Source organism: Roseofilum sp. Guam (assembly GCF_017746735.1).
Taxonomy (GTDB): Bacteria; Cyanobacteriota; Cyanobacteriia; order Cyanobacteriales; family Desertifilaceae; genus Roseofilum; species Roseofilum reptotaenium.
Map to the genome: position 1 here is coordinate 1 of NZ_JAGHZN010000019.1, position 16541 is coordinate 16541.

16 protein-coding genes and 1 other RNA gene are annotated in these 16541 nt (G+C 44.1%); 4 read left to right on the forward strand and 13 right to left on the reverse strand.

The features are described from left to right. Window positions 1–163 precede the first annotated feature (163 nt). Window positions 164–552, reverse strand: a transfer-messenger RNA (tmRNA) gene (ssrA, locus tag J7529_RS08995). 162 nt (window positions 553–714) lie between these two features. Here ssrA and J7529_RS09000 point away from each other — a divergent pair. Next, window positions 715–1566: an Npun_R2479 family HD domain-containing metalloprotein gene (locus tag J7529_RS09000; RefSeq protein ID WP_271944711.1), complete on the forward strand. Its 852-nt coding sequence runs from the start codon at window positions 715–717 to the stop codon at window positions 1564–1566. 9 nt (window positions 1567–1575) lie between these two features. Here the strand turns inward: J7529_RS09000 and J7529_RS09005 are convergent, their stop codons facing one another. Both J7529_RS09005 and J7529_RS09010 read right to left on the reverse strand, forming a co-directional pair. Next, window positions 1576–1875: a TMEM165/GDT1 family protein gene (locus J7529_RS09005; protein WP_271944709.1), complete on the reverse strand. Its 300-nt coding sequence runs from the start codon at window positions 1873–1875 to the stop codon at window positions 1576–1578. A 202-nt stretch (window positions 1876–2077) separates the two neighbouring features. After that, on the reverse strand, window positions 2078–3997 hold the full coding sequence (locus J7529_RS09010; RefSeq protein ID WP_318728704.1) for a response regulator: 1920 nt from the start codon (window positions 3995–3997) through the stop codon (window positions 2078–2080). A 223-nt stretch (window positions 3998–4220) separates the two neighbouring features. On the opposite strand from J7529_RS09010, the gene J7529_RS09015 reads away from it, so the two are divergent. Further along, complete coding sequence (locus J7529_RS09015; protein WP_318728705.1) at window positions 4221–4979, forward strand: thioesterase II family protein; 759 nt, start codon at window positions 4221–4223, stop codon at window positions 4977–4979. Here J7529_RS09015 and rsmA read toward each other — a convergent pair. Both rsmA and J7529_RS09025 read right to left on the reverse strand, forming a co-directional pair. Then, window positions 4974–5798, reverse strand: coding sequence for a 16S rRNA (adenine(1518)-N(6)/adenine(1519)-N(6))-dimethyltransferase RsmA (gene rsmA / locus J7529_RS09020; RefSeq protein ID WP_318728706.1), 825 nt, complete (start codon window positions 5796–5798; stop codon window positions 4974–4976). The two genes, J7529_RS09015 and rsmA, sit on opposite strands and share 6 nt — an antisense overlap. Before the next feature lie 117 nt (window positions 5799–5915). Beyond that, entirely contained in the window at window positions 5916–6989 is a 1074-nt protein-coding gene (locus J7529_RS09025; RefSeq protein ID WP_318728707.1) for a hypothetical protein, read from the reverse strand. Window positions 6990–7333: 344 nt separating this feature from the next. On the opposite strand from J7529_RS09025, the gene J7529_RS09030 reads away from it, so the two are divergent. After that, window positions 7334–8122, forward strand: a complete 789-nt coding sequence (locus J7529_RS09030; RefSeq protein WP_271944699.1) for a glutathione S-transferase family protein — start codon at window positions 7334–7336, stop codon at window positions 8120–8122. Between the two features lie 449 nt (window positions 8123–8571). On the opposite strand, the gene J7529_RS09035 is transcribed toward J7529_RS09030, so the two are convergent. The 3 genes from J7529_RS09035 to J7529_RS09045 all read right to left on the reverse strand — a co-directional run bounded on the left by J7529_RS09035 (window position 8572) and on the right by J7529_RS09045 (window position 12587). After that, window positions 8572–10722 (reverse strand): Tex family protein, encoded by a 2151-nt coding sequence (locus J7529_RS09035; RefSeq protein ID WP_318728708.1) that lies wholly within the window; start codon window positions 10720–10722, stop codon window positions 8572–8574. Between the two features lie 59 nt (window positions 10723–10781). Further along, complete coding sequence (gene radC, locus J7529_RS09040; RefSeq protein ID WP_271944696.1) at window positions 10782–11510, reverse strand: RadC family protein; 729 nt, start codon at window positions 11508–11510, stop codon at window positions 10782–10784. 120 nt (window positions 11511–11630) lie between these two features. After that, window positions 11631–12587, reverse strand: coding sequence for a phosphoribulokinase (locus J7529_RS09045; protein WP_271944694.1), 957 nt, complete (start codon window positions 12585–12587; stop codon window positions 11631–11633). A 222-nt stretch (window positions 12588–12809) separates the two neighbouring features. Here J7529_RS09045 and J7529_RS09050 point away from each other — a divergent pair, with 222 nt between their 5' ends. Beyond that, entirely contained in the window at window positions 12810–13130 is a 321-nt protein-coding gene (locus J7529_RS09050; protein WP_413038855.1) for a cupin domain-containing protein, read from the forward strand. Between the two features lie 60 nt (window positions 13131–13190). Here the strand turns inward: J7529_RS09050 and glgA are convergent, their stop codons facing one another. From glgA to J7529_RS09075, 5 genes are all read right to left on the reverse strand, one after another. After that, a complete protein-coding gene (gene glgA, locus J7529_RS09055; RefSeq protein ID WP_271944692.1) occupies window positions 13191–14669 on the reverse strand; it encodes a glycogen synthase GlgA in 1479 nt (492 codons plus the stop codon). A 43-nt stretch (window positions 14670–14712) separates the two neighbouring features. Further along, window positions 14713–14961: a hypothetical protein gene (locus J7529_RS09060; RefSeq protein ID WP_271944690.1), complete on the reverse strand. Its 249-nt coding sequence runs from the start codon at window positions 14959–14961 to the stop codon at window positions 14713–14715. Next, window positions 14936–15172, reverse strand: coding sequence for a photosystem II protein, Psb35-related (locus J7529_RS09065; RefSeq protein ID WP_271944689.1), 237 nt, complete (start codon window positions 15170–15172; stop codon window positions 14936–14938). The genes J7529_RS09060 and J7529_RS09065 overlap by 26 nt, the downstream gene beginning before the upstream one ends. Before the next feature lie 85 nt (window positions 15173–15257). Continuing rightward, the gene (locus J7529_RS09070) at window positions 15258–15632 is read right to left on the reverse strand and encodes a hypothetical protein (RefSeq protein ID WP_318728710.1); all 375 of its coding nucleotides are present in this window, start codon (window positions 15630–15632) and stop codon (window positions 15258–15260) included. Next, window positions 15607–16470, reverse strand: a complete 864-nt coding sequence (locus J7529_RS09075) for an ABC transporter permease (RefSeq protein WP_413038856.1) — start codon at window positions 16468–16470, stop codon at window positions 15607–15609. Before J7529_RS09075 ends, J7529_RS09070 begins: the two co-directional genes overlap by 26 nt. Window positions 16471–16541 lie beyond the last annotated feature (71 nt).

A 16541-nucleotide genomic window follows, 5' to 3' on the forward strand; every position in this document is an offset into this window, starting at 1 on the left:
TAGAAAACTCTAATTACTATCTAACTCATTTAACCTATTTCTTGCCCCTTACTTTTGGAGGTGCTATGGTGGTTTTAGGCAGATTTTAGGCAGAGCATAGCCTTCCAAGCTATTGCGGACGGCTGGGAGACTCTGTCCAGCAAGGCTTTTAGGAGTTAATTGTTAATGGAGCTGGGCAGAATCGAACTGCCGTCCGCAATAGCTATTACTCTCTGTTCATTCACAAGCTTATCCCATCTCAATCCTCTGGGCAGGAACCATTCTTGACCCCGAATGGTGGGGATTTCTAGTAAAGTCTTAGCCCTTCAATTGACTAGAAGCTGTTTTAGGGAGCATCCGTTGGGGTTTCACCATAGACCTTAACGGAGTCGGACTATGATGGCTCGCGCCTGTTTGAGGCTAGATTTAGGCTACAGCAGCAGCCTTACGAGCGAAAGGAACGATGTTGTTCGCAGTTACATTTAGTTTGAGCCTTGATTTACGAGAGGGGACTCACTCTCGGCTTGCATCACAGAACAGCTTTCACTATCCCGTCGAAACCATTACAGCCCCGTGCGTGATTCAAGAAACAGATCATGAACACTTAACCCAATTATAACCCCAGCTACCGCTAAACGGCCAAATTTATCCAGAGGACATCTGTTAGCATCTACAATAAAGAAACGACACCAAGTTTATTGATCAAGGTTCCAGAACGGTCTAGCCAGGGACATCATGTTAAACACTACAGAAATTCTCATTAACCATTTTGTTGAGCAAGTTCAAGAAGGATATCGTCGTACCTACGGCGGCTGGAAACATGACTATGAAGATATTATTGGTTGGGCAGCTAATATGGCCTTGGAAAATATCGCTAATAGTGATGCGCTATACCATAATGTAGAACACACGATTTTAGTGACCTTGGTTGGTCAAGAGGTCATTCGAGGACGACATATCCGAGAAGGCGGGGTGTCTTGCGAAGATTGGTTACATTTTATTATTTCTCTGCTCTGTCACGATATTGGCTATGTGCGTGGGGTTTGCCGCCAAGATCAAGAAGGTCTTTATGCGACGGGTAAGGATGGGGCGATGGTTTCTTTACCTCCAGGGGCTTCAGATGCCAGTATGACCCCCTATCATGTAGACCGGGGAAAGTTGTTTATTGAGGAACGGTTTGGCGGTCATAAGTTAATTGATGCGGATGTAATTAAGCGCAATATTGAGTTGACTCGCTTTCCGGTTCCCAATGATAGCGACCATCAAACGACCAGTGATTATCCGGGATTAATTCGGGCAGCGGATTTGATTGGCCAATTGAGCGATCCTCGATATTTGCAAAAAATTAGCGCTCTCTATTATGAGTTTTTGGAAACGGGAGCGGCTAAGGCTCTCAAGTATCGTCATCCAGAGGATTTACGCAATAATTATCCTAAGTTTTATTGGCATGGAGTGTTTCCCTATATTAAGGAGGGACTGGGTTATCTGGAGTTAACTCAAGAAGGGAAGCAAGTGATTGCTAATTTATACGCGAATGTATTCCGGGTGGAACATCAGCCGAATCCGTCTTTGGAGATGATTGTTTAAGGGGAGACTCTAATCGGAATCAAAGTCTTGAGGGATATCTTCTTGGGGCCAGAGTAAACGTACGGCCATGATAGCGAATCCGAGGGCGGCGATCGCCTTTAATAGCTTGGTCGGTAAAATAGCGGCGGTTCCTTCACCGACCATTACCCCAAGAAAGCTGGCTAATAATAGAGCGGTCGCTGTGCCCAGAAAGACAGCGCGGGGAGAGCGGGATGTGCCACTGAGGGCGATCGCCGCAACCTGGCTTTTATCTCCTAACTCGGACAAGAATACGGCTGCAAAACTTAAACTCAATAATTGCCAATCCATAGGGTTTGATCTAGTTTTTGACTCAGTCCCATAGTATAGCGCTAGGCGCTAGGCTAGGTGAATCGCATAACTCTAAAATCAGGTCATAGAGGGCTTCGCGCTAGGGAATAGGAAATAGCTTGTATTGATTAGGGTCTAAGGCTTCAAGGTGTACTCCTCTAGAAGAGAGAAGCAGTATCTACCAAACTTCCCACAGCCTAAGTTACTGTTTTTTGGGCCGTTGAGGAAGAGCGATCGCGAAGGTAGTGTGGCCTGGAGTATCTAGGCATTTAAGGCTACCCCCATGTTTTTCGACAATAATTTGATAGCTGATGGCCATTCCCATCCCAGTTCCCTTACCGACGGGTTTAGTGGTAAAGAAGGGATCAAAAATGCGAGGTTTAATATTTGCTGGAATCCCCATTCCATTGTCACTAATCTGGATTTGGACTTGAGATAAATCCTGAATCCATTGGGTTTTAATTGCCAGACTATAGGGAAAATTAGGCTGTTCTTTTTCCCCGTGATATCTTTCCTGTAGGGCATCAATACCGTTCATCAGGATTTGCATAAAGGCTTGATTGAGGTCTCCCGCAAAGCAGTCGAGTTTGGGCAATTGACCATAATCTCGTTCGACTTGGATTTCGGAGATATTAACTGGACTCATGTCTGGAGAAGACTGGAGTTTGAGGCGATTATTTAAGATTGTAAGTACACTTTCAATTTCATCATGAATGTCTACGGTTTTGAGTTGAGATTCATCTAAATGGGCGAACCGACGTAATGAGTTAACAATTTTGGTGATTCTTTCGGTTCCGCTTTTCATAGACAGGATGACATTGGGTAAGTCAGTTAGGGTAAAGTCGAGTTCTAGATCGGCAATGAGTTCAGTTAAGGAAGAAGAAGGTACAGGATAGGATTGTTGATAAGCATAATACACTTGAATCAGATCGTGGATGTAGCTTTCTAGGTGGTCGATGTTGCCCGCAATAAAGTTTACTGGGTTGTTGATTTCATGGGATATTCCAGCCACGAGTTGCCCTAGGCTAGACATTTTTTCACTTTGGATCAGTTGGATTTGAGTAGTTTTCAGTTGGTGAAGCGCTTGGGCGAGATCTTGGGCTTGCTGTTGAAGTTGCAGTTCACTTTGTTTACGTTGGATCAGGAAACTGATTTGGCTGGCGATCGCCTGAACGAGGGCAACGATATTTAGTTGACAAGGGGTGATTTGACTTTGGTAAAACACTAGAACTGCCATCACCTTTTGGTTGACTAAAATGGGCATACCAAAGGCGCATTTTAAGCCAATTTGAAGGGCTAAGGATTGCCGCGTATATAATTCTTCAGGGGCTTGAGTAATATCTTGAATCCATTCTAGAGTCTGATTCTGCCAGATTTTTCCAGGTAACCCTTCTCCGGCTTGGAACTCTAAGGTAGAACTGAGTTGACAAAAGGGTTTAAGCGTCGGATGAGTAGCGAAGGGATTGGGAAGATAGGATAAGGTTTGGGTGTCCTCCTGGGGTAACCAGGCTTCTCCATAATCCCAGAAAATGCGATCGCAAATACTTTTGATGATTTGGGTAATGGCCTTTTCCCAGGTAGAGGCTTGGGTTAAATATTGAGTGACTTCTAACAAGAGTCGCGTTTCTCGCTCTGCTTCTTGGAGTTGATGGTTTTTCTGGAGTAAAATTTGGTTTTTTTCTTGAAGTTCGAGGTTTAACTGAGTTAACTTTAAGTGATGGGCTACTCGCGCCAAGACCTCTTCACCCTGAAATGGTTTAGTAATATAATCTACTGCTCCTACTTCAAACCCTTTTACTTTATCTGCTCCTTCATTTAAGGCGGTCAAAAAAATAACAGGTATTTTTTGGGTTTCGGGATTACGTTTTAATTGTTCACAGAGAGTATATCCGTCCATTTCTGGCATCATGATATCCAGGAGAATTAAATCCGGGACAAATTGAGTGAGACTCGCTAAGGCGAATTTAGCATTAGGGGCGAATCGTACATCATATCCTTCATTTTTCAGTAGAGTTTTCAGCAAGCGCAGGTTTTCAGGTACATCATCAACCACCAGGATTTTGCTGGTTTTGTAACTGAGAATCGCGCTCTCTTCAGGGTTTGTCCTATTGCTATCTGCCATTACTGTAACCCATTGATTTTCTGATCTAATGCTTACTGGGAAGCACTGAGGACTATCTCTCTATCTTAAAGGAGTTCAGAGAATCTAGGGAAGGGAAGACATCACAAGAAACAAAGGTTTATCCGTTAGATCGGGTATTCTACGGTACAATTCAACGAGATCGATATAGATTGGGTTGTCCGATCGCCGATCGGCCTGTGGTTGTTCAATCTGAGTTTATTGTATGGTCATCTCTCATCCATCAACCCCCTGGGTTATTTCTGCTCCTAAGCGATTTGATGCTCCGTTACGTCTGTTTTGTTTTCCTCCCGCAGGAGCAGGCGCTTTTTTATTTCGTCCTTGGTTAACCTATAGCTCGTCGGCAATTGAAATTCTAGCGATTCAATTGCCAGGGCGAGAACATCGCTTAAAAGAACCTTGTTTCACTCAATTAGATCCATTAATTAAGTCCCTTGCCAAAGCTATTATTCCTCATTTAGAGTTAGGTAAATTCACATTTTTTGGTCATAGTTTGGGAGCCTTAATTGCGTTTGAACTCACCCGTGAACTGCGTCGCCAAGGTTCGGTTTTACCGGAGCATTTATTTATGTGTGGTCGCCGTGCCGCACATATTCCGATAGAGAATCATCTGTGTTCCCAACCAGATTCTAGTTTGATTGAAGCATTGCGTGAATATGGAGGGACACCGGAGGGGGTTCTACAAAACTCAGATTTAATGGAGTTGTTTTTACCCATTTTTCGTTCAGATTTAACCGTCAATGAACAATATCAGTATCAATTAGAGCCACCATTGGATTTGCCGATCTCGATGTTTGGGGGCATGAATGATACTGTAGCTACGCCAGAACAGTTTGAGCAATGGAATCAGCATACTTCAGGAAAATTTAAATTAAACCTGTTTGAGGGCGGTCATATGTTTTTCAAGGATGATCCTGAGCTATTATTAAAGCCGATCTTTGAACAACTCAATTGTCGTTTATAAGGAACTCTCTTGTAAGACATTACTCAGATTAACCCAATTTTCCAGGCTCAGATCTTCAGCGCGAGCTTGAGGGTTAATGTCAAGTTGTTCTAGAATGGGAGTCAGGCGATTGCTCTCAATCCTCGATTTGAGATTATTGTGTAACATTTTTCGTTTCGAGGAAAAGCCAAGAGTTACAATTTGTTCTAAATGACGGGGGTTGAAGGCCAGTTTTTCCAGAGTTCTGGGAGTTAAGCGAATCACGGCAGATTCAACTTTAGGAGGGGGATAAAAGGCTTTTGCTGGGACAGGACAAATGAGTTCACAATGAGCTAAATATTGCACGCGAACTGATAAGGCCCCAAAGGCTTTGGTACTCGGTCTTGCTACTAGGCGATCGGCTACTTCTTTTTGTACCAAGAGGACAATACTCTCGTAGGTTTTGGGAACTGGAGAAGCAATTTTTCCCAAGAGTTTTTCTAAAATCGGGCCGGTAATATTGTAGGGAATATTAGCTACTACTTTATTAGGGTTTTGAAACAAGGGATAGGTGGAAAGGAGAGCTTCTAACTCTAAGGAAAGGATATCCCCTTGTAAGAGCATAAAATTTTGAGAGTCTCCTAATTTTTTGATCAGCTTTTTACACAGATCCCGGTCAATTTCCACAGAAACAACAGCTTGTGCATGGGAAATTAATTGACGAGTTAAAATACCGGTTCCTGGGCCAATTTCTAATACTCTATCTGTGGCTTCTAAATCCGATGCTTGAATAATTTTATGTAGAATGGCTTCACTGTTAAGCCAATGTTGGGCAAAGCGTTTGCGGGGTTGAGGATTCATGTTAGAATTTAAATTAATATTGTTCGCATTAAACCAAGAGTTAGAAACTGGAGTTCTTTCTCCAATTCCCGATCATCTTGACTCATCTGTGTTCATCGTATCAATTGAAGATCTTTATCATGGGGAGGGTGAGAGAACTTCCGGAAAGAGGATTTTGGCGATCGCCTCAGCATTACGTTGTTTTCGCCATTGCCAATGATTATCTTGTCCATATTCGTACAGATGGAGAATTGCCCGATCAATTAGTTCAGGAATCTGCTCAAAATTCTCAAAGGTTTCACCAATGGGAGTTGGCCACTTGACCTGGTGCTCGATTACGGGATAATTGGAGGCAATAATATAGCATCCGCAGGAAGCAGCATCGCTGATTACGCCACTGGTACGATAATAATAGCGATCGCGGTCATAATGAATCACCAGGATGTCGATTTCCTGTAAGACCTTTAAATAGTCTTCTTCCTTCGTCGTATCCCGCAGAGTCGCGTTTATATTCTCTAGCTCCTTGGGTTTAGCGCTTAAGGGTGTACCGATAACCAGTTCGCAGTTGGGATGAGTAGCCGTATAGAGGGTAAGCTGTTGAACCAATTTGGCGATTGGTTTATCCGGACGAATCATCCCTACCACCCCAATTTTAATCCGCCGATCTGCGGGTATCCTTTCCCCTGGCTTCAGTTTCGGTTCCACCTCACTCATAATCGGATGGGGAATCACAAACATCGAATCTGGAGGTAATCGGTACGCTTCTGGAATCACACTATCATCAAGTTCTAGCGTAACCACCTTCAAGTTTTTGAACAGGTTTAGATAAGTCCTAAGATACATCAACCCTAGGTTTTTGATCCGACTCGACATCGCAAACTGCTGATTCCCATGCAAACTAATCAACACCTCTTTCCCCTGTAGAGCTTGCAGTGCGAGTAAGGGAAGCAGAATCGAGAGATGCTGATTATAGAGTTCAAAAACAAAGATCGTATCCACCTCTTTCGGAAATTGTAGAGCACGAGTCCCCATGGCAATATGGCGATACTCCCGGCGCAACTGGAGTCCCACCTGATAATTCATCGATTGGGTAAATTTCTTCAATCCCTGGGGTAAAGGTGTTTCGAGCGAAACAAACCCAATTTTTTTTCCTGGAGCATAATCTCCAAGTAAAAGCAGATCTTTGAGACCATTATGCATCAACGTCAACATATCAAATCCTTAAATGCTTGCCACATATAGGAATTCTAATGTAGTAGAACCCTGTTCTATGGTATTTAATTTGGGGAATAAAACCGTCCCCGAGCGATCGCACACTATTTGTCCTCCTGCTAGGTTCCTGGTAGCCGAACCACACGTCCTGCTGGCAATCGATCTATCGCCTTTCCCTTTTACCGCGCAAAGCGCTGTATATGAGGAACGGTGTTGAATCCTCAAAGCTATGTACCAAAAACCTATTCCCTATTCCCTATTCCCTAGCGCTTTGCGCTATAAATGACTTTTTCTGAAGGCGGATCGTGATAGGGTAAGCTTTAAGACTTGCGTTTGTTGGAATCATGTTAGAGCTATACCAATTTGAATTTTCCCAATTTTCTGAGAAAGTTAGACTGATTCTTGATTACAAGGAATTGGAGTATCGTACGATTGAAGTCACTCCAGGGGTGGGACAACTGGAAGTGTTGAAGATTTCTGGACAACGGCAGGTACCAGTACTCAAAGACGGAAGTACGGTGATTTCTGATTCTACAGCGATCGCCCAATATTTGGATCGCCAATACCCAGAAAAGCCGATTATTCCCACCGAACCCCGGCAGCGCGGTTTATGCTTAATGATGGAAGAATGGGCAGATGAGTCTATTGGAGTCAAAAGTCGCAAGGCTCTATATGGTGGATTGAGTCAAGACCAAAGTTTCCGCACTGCCGTTTTACCCAATCCTATTCCTGATTTTGTCAAAACCTTGGTAGGAGCGGTTCCGAAGGAATTATTTCAGGTTTTAGGCTATGGAGTTGGGGCAAGTCCAGAAGAAATTCAGGCGGCACAGGATAGCTTAAAACAGGATTTAGAGGCACTGAGTCTAATTTTAGTGGATCATCCTTATTTGGTGTGCGATCGGCCCACTCTGGCTGATTTAGCGGTGGCTGGACTCAGTATTTTAATTAAGTTCCCTGAAGGCAATTACCTGAATATCCCTGAATCGCTACAAGGTAAAGGGATTCCAGGATTAGCCGATAATCCATCCTATCAACCCTTTTTTGAATGGCGCGATCGCCTCTACTCTAGCATCCGTCAATCTAAATCTACTCCAGCATCAAGTAATTCGCCCACATCTATTGAAATTGAGTAAGGGCTAATGGGCAGTGGTGATTAGTTAAAGCCATAGTGGTGCATTAGAATAGCTCGCTAAAGCTGACTCTGGCTAAGACAAGCGATCGCTAAAAATAGACAGTTAAAAAACAGCTTCTAAGGCGATCGCATTGGCTCCGCCATTAATAGACGGCGCTCATCATTGGGTATTAGGGAGTTTCAAAAACCGGATAAAAATGTTTGAGTTAAACTCTGATACAATTTCTCCATGAAGTTGCGCTTAATAAAAGATGACAGCTATTAAGTAAAACTTAGGTTGTGACAATAATTCTTAAGCGCATTGTTACAGAGAAATGATATGACATCATCGGTCGAAAATTTCCAGCTCACCTTCAATTGGCATACCCATGAATTTTTCTGCGTTAGACGAAATTTCATGAATGTTCATCAAGCAGACCCTTAATAGAGCTATTTGGTTTAAAGTTGGCATTAAACCCTCAAAGACAAACCAATCCGTTTCAACTGCTCATTCACCTCCAAAACCCTCACCTTCACTACTTGTCCTACCTTGACAATATCCTTCGGATCGCTAACAAAATGATCCGCCATTTGGGAAATATGAATTAACCCATCCTGGTGTACTCCGATATCCACAAACGCCCCAAAGTTGACCACATTAGATACCACCCCCTCCAAAATCATTCCCTCTTTCAGGTCTGTAATCTCGTTGATGCCCTCCCTAAAGGTTGCGTATTCAAATTTGGCTCTGGGGTCGCGACCGGGCTTTTGAAGCTCATTAATAATGTCTTTGAGTGTGGGTAATCCGATCGCCTCCGTCCTATACTTTTGTAAATCAATTTTACCGACCCGATCCGCAATTTCACTAATTTGCGCCAATGGCAACTTCAGATCCTTCACCATCTGTTGCACAATGCCATAACTTTCTGGATGCACCGCCGTATTGTCTAATGGATTATCTCCCTCTCGAATTCGCAGAAAACCTGCCGCTTGCTCAAACGCTTTTGGCCCTAACTTCGGCACTTTCAGCAACTGGCGACGGTTTTTAAACGCTCCATTTTCGTCGCGGAACTTGACCACATTCTTGGCAATAGTTGGCGTAATTCCCGACACAAAAGACAACAGTTGTATCGAAGCTGTATTCAAATCGACACCCACATAATTCACGCAACTCTCTACGGTTTCATCCAACTGTTTTTTGAGCAGTTTCTGATTGACATCATGCTGATATTGCCCCACCCCAATCGATTTGGGATCAAGTTTCACCAATTCCGCCAACGGATCTTGCAACCGCCGACCAATACTAATTGCACCACGAACCGTCACATCTAAATCAGGAAATTCTTCTCGCGCCAAATCGCTGGCTGAATAAATCGAAGCACCTGATTCATTTACCATTACCTTAATCGGTTTGCGCTCTAAAGTCTTCAGCACATCTATTACAAATTGATCGGTTTCGCGAGACGCTGTACCATTGCCGATCGCAATCAACTCTATGTTATATTTCTCGATGAGCCGGATCATAACCTTGGCGGCTTCCTGCTTTTGGCGCTCTCCCTGGTGGGGAAAAATCGCCTGATACTCCAAAAACTTCGCCGTTTCGTCCAATACGGCTACCTTACATCCCGTACGAAATCCTGGATCAATTGCCAATGTCGGTTTCATTCCAGCCGGAGGAGAGAGTAACAGTTCGCGCAAGTTCGTTTCAAACGTTTGGATAGATTCAATATCGGCTGCCAATTTACACTCAGCACGAATATCCGACGTTAGAGACGGCTTCATCAACCGATTAAAGCTATCTTCAATCGCCTCCTGAAACCAGGGACGCAATGCCCGGTTGCGGGTACGCAGAATCTGACTTTCTAAGTTCTCTAGGATTTTATCGCGATCGCCATCAAGATCCAGCTTTAAAACCTTTTCCTCTTCTCCCCGAAACAGAGCCAACAAATTATGGGCCGCCATTTTACTCACTGGAGCGCTATAATTGCGATACATCTCATATTTTGTCGTTCCCTCCGGATAATCCTTCTTAATTTGGGAAACAAATGCCCCCGTTTTAATCATTTGCTCCCGCACTTGCGTCCGTAAAACAGCCGTTTCCGCAATTTGTTCCGCAATAATATCACTCGCTCCTTTGAGCGCATCTTCTACAGTTTCCACCCCTTTTTCTGAGTTTAAATAGGGTTGGGCTAATTCTTCCAAAGACGAGACCGAGCCTTGAGACGTATTCAAATCTTGCAGCAGTTGTGCCAGGGGTTCGAGTCCCTTTTCTTTCGCAATAGTCGCGCGAGTCCTGCGTTTCGGTTTATAGGGCAAATAAAGGTCTTCGAGTTCCGTTTTTTGCTGACAGTTTTCGATTTTTCCCTTGAGATCCTCTGTCAGTTTTCCCTGGCTCTCAATCGACTCTAAAATTGTCTTTTTCCGTGCTTCCAGCTCCGACAGATAAACGGAGCGATCGGCAATTTCTCGCAACTGTACTTCATCAAGCGATCCCGTTCGTTCTTTTCGATAGCGAGCAATAAAAGGAATCGTTGCCCCTTCTTGCAGCAGTTGCAGGACATTCTCAACTTGAGAGAGATTCAACTCTAATTCTTGGGCGATTTGTTGCGGAATTTGTAGCATAATTAATTGAGTTTAGAATTATATATTCAGTAGGATAGGTAATGCTAACATTATAAAGCTTAACCAAACTCTTGATAATCATCCCATAAATCCGTAGTTTGCCGCAAACTCTGATGGGAACCCTGACCTAAAATCAGGTGGTCTAACAACGGAATACCCAATAACTGAGCCGCCTGCAATAACTGTTTGGTTAGCTCAATATCTTCCTCACTCGGTTCTGTGCTTCCTGTGGGATGATTATGGGCAATAATCAAACGACTAGCTCCTTGACGAATTACTTCCCGAAAAATTTCCCTCGGATGAGCCAAGGTTTCCGTCGCTGTACCAATAGTAATAACTTTAGTGGCTAAAACTTGGTTTTTAACATCTAAGGATAAAACCGCAAATTTTTCTTGATTTTGCCACATCAACTCATGACTTAAGGCTGCCGCAGCTTCATCAGGACTATTAATTTCTCGCTTAACCGGGCGACATTCAAACACCCGTTTTCCTAACTCTATCGCTGCTAAAATAGTTGTTGCTTTAGCTGGGCCAATACCATGAATTTTAGTTAATTCTTGAGGACTAATATCACGCAGAACTTCTAGGGCGTTGCGCTGACTTTCGCTTAACTCTTGTAACAGATGTTGCCCTAATCCCATGGCTGATAATTTGCCTTTTCCTTGCCCAGTTGCTAATAAAATCGCAATTAATTCTGCTGTAGTCAAATGACTGGCTCCCTGCTCAATGAGGCGCTCTCGCGGGCGTTCGCTAGTGGGCAGATCCAGCATCCGAATGCTGTAGGTCATTTCAATTCAAAATTTAGAGAGAGATAGGGGGAAATCAAAAGGAATTATCCCATTTTCTGTGCAGTGGAAATGGGAGACAAGGGGCTGGGGACCCCTTATTTAAGGGAGCATTATGGAAATTCACTCACCAACATGGGCGGCTTTCAACATATGATAAGTAATCAATAGTTGGGTGAGTGCTAAGGGGTAACTTTGCAGAATTTCGCCAGTTGTGCCCACCAACTTACCAATTTCTTCATTGCCTTCTAAACTACAGAATTTGCCTAAATAAGGCACATCATGACAGAGGATTTTTTCCAGTTCTTTGACTTGTTCGCTGTTGGCATGACCATCTACTTCTAAGACATCAACGGGTTTATTCATGTCCCGGTCTAATTCGAGACGAATAGCAGAACTCAGGTGCGATCGGCTGGGTTCTAAAATACCGGTAAAATCAGGATGGGGAATAGTGGGGCGCATCACTAAACGCACATTTAATAATAGGTCATTTTCTTCGGTACGATCTTCTGGGGGATAGAAACTAACGACAATATCTGACCATTGGCGTTGCGGACGGATAAATTGCTCTGAGTCAGGTTCCCGTTTGCGTAATTGTTCAATCACTTGCTCTTCTGTATATCCGCGTTTGCGCGTATCGCGCTTAACTTTCCATTGACCGCGTATCTCCTCTGGAGGAGCAAGGTATACTTTAACATCAAAGCTGTCTCTGGCAATGCGGGTGGAATACCCCAAGAGTCCTTCAACAATTACGAATCGTTTGGGTTCGATATATTCGGGAGGATCGAACATCCCAGTATGGTGATTATAAATGGGTTTGAGGATGGGTTGACCGGTTCGCAATAGCCCTAGATGTTGTTGAATAATATCGAGATAGTTACAATCGGGGTGCAGTGCAGAGATGCCCATTTCTGCCCGTTGTTTACGGTCATATCGGTGGTAGTCATCTGTACAAATAACGGTAACAGTGTCTTCTCCAAGAGCTTGAGCGATTCCTTTGGTTAAAGTGGTTTTACCAGCAGCGCTATCACCAACAATACCCAGTAGAATGGGGCGGTTAGAACGGTTACGAGTGGACATGATTTAGGAGTTACTAAGTCTAGGGATTAAGTTGCCTTATGATACCATGAATGGGCAATGGGCATTCGTCATCAGTTAAGGCTGTAAGCTGGTTGTCAAAGGACGAGGGAATAGGGAATAGGGAATAGGGAATAGGAAAAAACCGTTTTTACCTTTTCCTTGCATCGTCCATAAATAGTGTTCTCGAATTTTTTTGACCCTGTAAAATGAGTATTGATGATGATGAATAACCTTTTTCAGTTACCCCATCCCTTACCTAATACTGAACAGTTTGAATCTCTGCACCAGAGTGAAAATCTATTAATTGAACGGATTATTTCTACGGGACAAACTACCCCAGAAGGGCAATGGTATGACCAAGAACAAGATGAATGGGTGGTGTTGCTACAAGGGAAGGCACAACTGATGTATGAGGATAATTCTATTGTCCATTTATGTCCTGGAGATTGGGTATTTATTCCTGCTCATCAACGCCATCGAGTCAGTTATACCAGTAGGGAACCGCCTTGTATTTGGTTGGCTATTCATGGACTATTATCGTAGGGATTAGTAGGGGCAAAAAAATTTTGCTCCTACTACTCACCTCGTTTTACTCCGGCTCAACTATTTGTGACGGATATAGTCGTAGAGTCCTAGATATTGACTGCCGGGATTTTTCCAAGAATAATCGTAGGCCATACCCTGAAGAACTAATTTTTGAAATTCTTTGGGATACTCATACCATAAACCGATCGCTCTATCCATGGCTGATTCGAGGGCTTCATAGTCTGTTTGATAGAATACATAACCATTTCGCTCTTCTAGCGGTTTTTCCGTATCGTAATCCCGGTCGAATACGGTATTTTGTAAGCCTCCTACCCCACGCACAATGGGCACAGTGCCATATTCCAAACCAATCATCTGGGTTAAGCCACAGGGTTCGTAGTTACTGGGAACGACAATCATATCTGCACCTGCATAGATTAAGTGGGATAATTCTTCGTTAAAGCCCAGCTCTAAATGGCAATTTGCATTTTCGTTCAAAAATAGCTTTTCATGCCAGAACCAGTCATTAATCCCTTGCTCTGTTGCCGATCCAAGTAAGACAAATTGCGCTCCCCGATGCAGGGCATAATAGATGGCATGGTGAACTAGATGCACTCCTTTTTGATCGTCTAGGCGACCGATAAAGGCAATGAGTGGTTTGTTATCATCATGGGCTAACCAAAGCTGCTCTCGCAAGGCTTTCTTATTCTTGGCTTTGTTGTTGATGGTTTTCGCTGTGTAACGATAGGGGATAAAGCGATCGACTTCTGGATTCCATACATCATAGTCAATCCCGTTGAGAACCCCACCAAATTTATAGTTGTGCAATTCTAGGGTATGTCCTAAGCCATAGCTGATATCGGAATGGCGAGCTTCCCAGGCATGGTGAGGGGAAACGGTGTTAACAAAATTAGAATAGACGATACCCCCTTTCATCATGTTAAGGGCAAAGGGATTAAAATTATCTTGGAGGCGATCGTAGTCAAAATAATGGGACTCTCGATTGAGTCCTGTTGCCCAAAGTGTATCTACCCCACCAATGCCTTGGTGCTTAAAGTTGTGGATGGTATAGCAAACTCGTTGATTGTCCATGCCATGATATTGATACATTTCATAGAGCAGGACGGGTACCAAACCGGTTTGCCAGTCATGACAATGGATGATATCGGGACGCTTGTTGGTTCTGAGGAGGAATTCTAGAGCGGCTTTGGAGAAGAAGGCAAAGCGCATGTTATCGTCTTTGCAACCATAGTAGCAGCCGCGATTGAAGAAGAGGTCATCTGAGTGGGGATCGATGAAGAAACATAAGCGTCCATGAACCCAACCACACATGACATCGCAGGAAATGGCAGCTCCATACCAAGGAACTTTCAGATCGTGATAGGCTTCGTGCAAACCCCAAATTTGGTCGTAGCGCATACAGTCGTATTTGGGGAGGATGATTTCTACACCGATCCCTCGAAGTTCCAATTCTCGACTCAGTCCATAAACGACATCCCCTAAACCTCCAGCTTTGATGACTGGAGCGCATTCAGAGGCGATCTGCACGATGTACATATTCACTCCTGGGTTCACAAAAGTTTATTATCTCTGCTTTTATTCAAACACGAAGTTGGGGAATGGGGAATGGGAATGGGGGATAGGGAATGGGGAATGGGCAATAGGGAATAGGGAGTTCTCTGTATCTGCGTGTCCTGGTATCCCGGTGTCTCCGTATTCCCCTACTGGGAATGGGCATAAAAAAGGCTAACTCCTTTTCGGGAGTTAGCGTGAGGGAATGGAGGTGAGTACGGGCAGCAAAGGTACTCACGCGACTCGGATAATTAGCGTGCCAGGCTGTTGCTGCCATAGGTATCTAGGCTATATCCAGGGATGCGGTTGGTGTAGTCGGTTTCTTTACCGGTTACGGATTTGGCGATGCTGTTGAAGCCGTCGGAATTCCAATTACGTTCGTGGATAGATTTGGTTTGTTCTCCCATGAAGTAGGCTTGAGTTCCGATAACGGAAACAGCGACCCAACCAGCGATGAAGAGTAAGGAAAGAATAACTAAGTTAACCATGATGTTCTCCTTTGTGTGAACTTTTGTTTCTTATCTTGTAAACTAATGTAACAAAGTCTTGCTATATTTGTCAATATGATGTTAATCACAGTCTACTGTGATCTGAAGTCGGCTTAAACGGTGATATATAGTCGATTCGGTTAACAGTGAGACATAATTGTAGGGGTGAACGGCCGTTTCGCTTCGCGACATGAACGCCCCTACAGATACCGACGTTATAGATAAATGCTAGTGTCTCAACCTTAATCGAATTGACTATAGTGCTTCGCACGAACGTGCAAGAAACCCGGTTTCTAAGGCGGCGATCGCGAATGTGCCAAGAAACCGGGTTTCCTACAAAAACTTGGGATAGGGTCGAGAACCAGGGAAGAAACCCGGTGTCCGAGTCTACACCTAGCGCTCCAACCACGCCAAAATCGGCTATTTCCCCATCTCTAGGCTTGGGGGGTGGGGTCTCCATATTTGATTAAAAGGGCGATCGCCACACTCACAGCTAAAATCACCACCATACTTAGCGCGGAGCCAAAGCCCCAATTCTGAGTCGCCCCCAGAAACTGATTGTAAATCAAGCGAGCAGCGGTCATACTGGATGCGCCTCCGAGCAGTTCCGGATTGACAAAATCGCCCAAACTACTAATAAAAACCAATAAACTTCCGGCTGCAATCCCTTGAAAGGTTTGGGGCACAGTAATTTTCCAGAATCCTTCTATGGGGGTTGCGCCCAAATCGGCGGAAGCTTCTAATAACCGTTTGTCGAGCTTTTCTAGTGCGGCATAGAGAATTAAGACCATGTAGGGCAAAAAGCTATAACTCATGCCAATGAGAACGGCTGGCCATTCATTGAGAATGGTTAAGGGGGGCAGGCCAACACTGGTGATAATACTATTAAATACCCCTGTACGGCGGAGAATGGTAATCCAGGCGTAGGAGCGCAGTAAGGAAGAAGTCCAGAGGGGAAGGACAAAGCCCAAGAGAATTAGGTTTTGCCAGCGTTTGGGGGCGTTGAGGGCGATCCAATAGGCAACGGGAAAACCCAAGAGTAGACAAATAATAGTTGTGCCGATCGCAAAAAAGAGCGATCGCCCAATCACTTGCAGATAAACCGGTTCAAACACCCGCAAATAATTCTCCAACCCGGAAGGATTCACCACATCCCCAGGTCGAATATTGGGTACTAAACTTAACTCAAAAATCACCAGAGTGGGTAGCACTAAGAGCATCAAGAGCCACAAACCAGCAGGCCCTAGGAGAACACTGGGGCCAATCAAAGTTGACCAACGGCGTTTAGGAGTCGGCATTTCAGTTGAGTTGGATTCAGAAGGAACAATTGGGGGTGGGGAAGACATAAGTGCTTCGCGCGGTAATGGGG

Bases quoted from the DNA above. Each gene is read 5' to 3' on its own strand.
- J7529_RS09000 (WP_271944711.1), top strand. From the start codon at position 715: ATGTTAAACACTACAGAAATTCTCATTAACCATTTTGTTGAGCAAGTT.
- J7529_RS09005 (WP_271944709.1), bottom strand. From the start codon at position 1,875: ATGGATTGGCAATTATTGAGTTTAAGTTTTGCAGCCGTATTCTTGTCC.
- J7529_RS09010 (WP_318728704.1), bottom strand. From the start codon at position 3,997: ATGGCAGATAGCAATAGGACAAACCCTGAAGAGAGCGCGATTCTCAGT.
- J7529_RS09015 (WP_318728705.1), top strand. From the start codon at position 4,221: ATGGTCATCTCTCATCCATCAACCCCCTGGGTTATTTCTGCTCCTAAG.
- rsmA (WP_318728706.1), bottom strand. From the start codon at position 5,798: ATGAATCCTCAACCCCGCAAACGCTTTGCCCAACATTGGCTTAACAGT.
- J7529_RS09025 (WP_318728707.1), bottom strand. From the start codon at position 6,989: ATGTTGACGTTGATGCATAATGGTCTCAAAGATCTGCTTTTACTTGGA.
- J7529_RS09030 (WP_271944699.1), top strand. From the start codon at position 7,334: ATGTTAGAGCTATACCAATTTGAATTTTCCCAATTTTCTGAGAAAGTT.
- J7529_RS09035 (WP_318728708.1), bottom strand. From the start codon at position 10,722: ATGCTACAAATTCCGCAACAAATCGCCCAAGAATTAGAGTTGAATCTC.
- radC (WP_271944696.1), bottom strand. From the start codon at position 11,510: ATGACCTACAGCATTCGGATGCTGGATCTGCCCACTAGCGAACGCCCG.
- J7529_RS09045 (WP_271944694.1), bottom strand. From the start codon at position 12,587: ATGTCCACTCGTAACCGTTCTAACCGCCCCATTCTACTGGGTATTGTT.
- J7529_RS09050 (WP_413038855.1), top strand. From the start codon at position 12,810: ATGAATAACCTTTTTCAGTTACCCCATCCCTTACCTAATACTGAACAG.
- glgA (WP_271944692.1), bottom strand. From the start codon at position 14,669: ATGTACATCGTGCAGATCGCCTCTGAATGCGCTCCAGTCATCAAAGCT.
- J7529_RS09060 (WP_271944690.1), bottom strand. From the start codon at position 14,961: ATGGCAGCAACAGCCTGGCACGCTAATTATCCGAGTCGCGTGAGTACC.
- J7529_RS09065 (WP_271944689.1), bottom strand. From the start codon at position 15,172: ATGGTTAACTTAGTTATTCTTTCCTTACTCTTCATCGCTGGTTGGGTC.
- J7529_RS09070 (WP_318728710.1), bottom strand. From the start codon at position 15,632: ATGGAGACCCCACCCCCCAAGCCTAGAGATGGGGAAATAGCCGATTTT.
- J7529_RS09075 (WP_413038856.1), bottom strand. From the start codon at position 16,470: ATGCCGACTCCTAAACGCCGTTGGTCAACTTTGATTGGCCCCAGTGTT.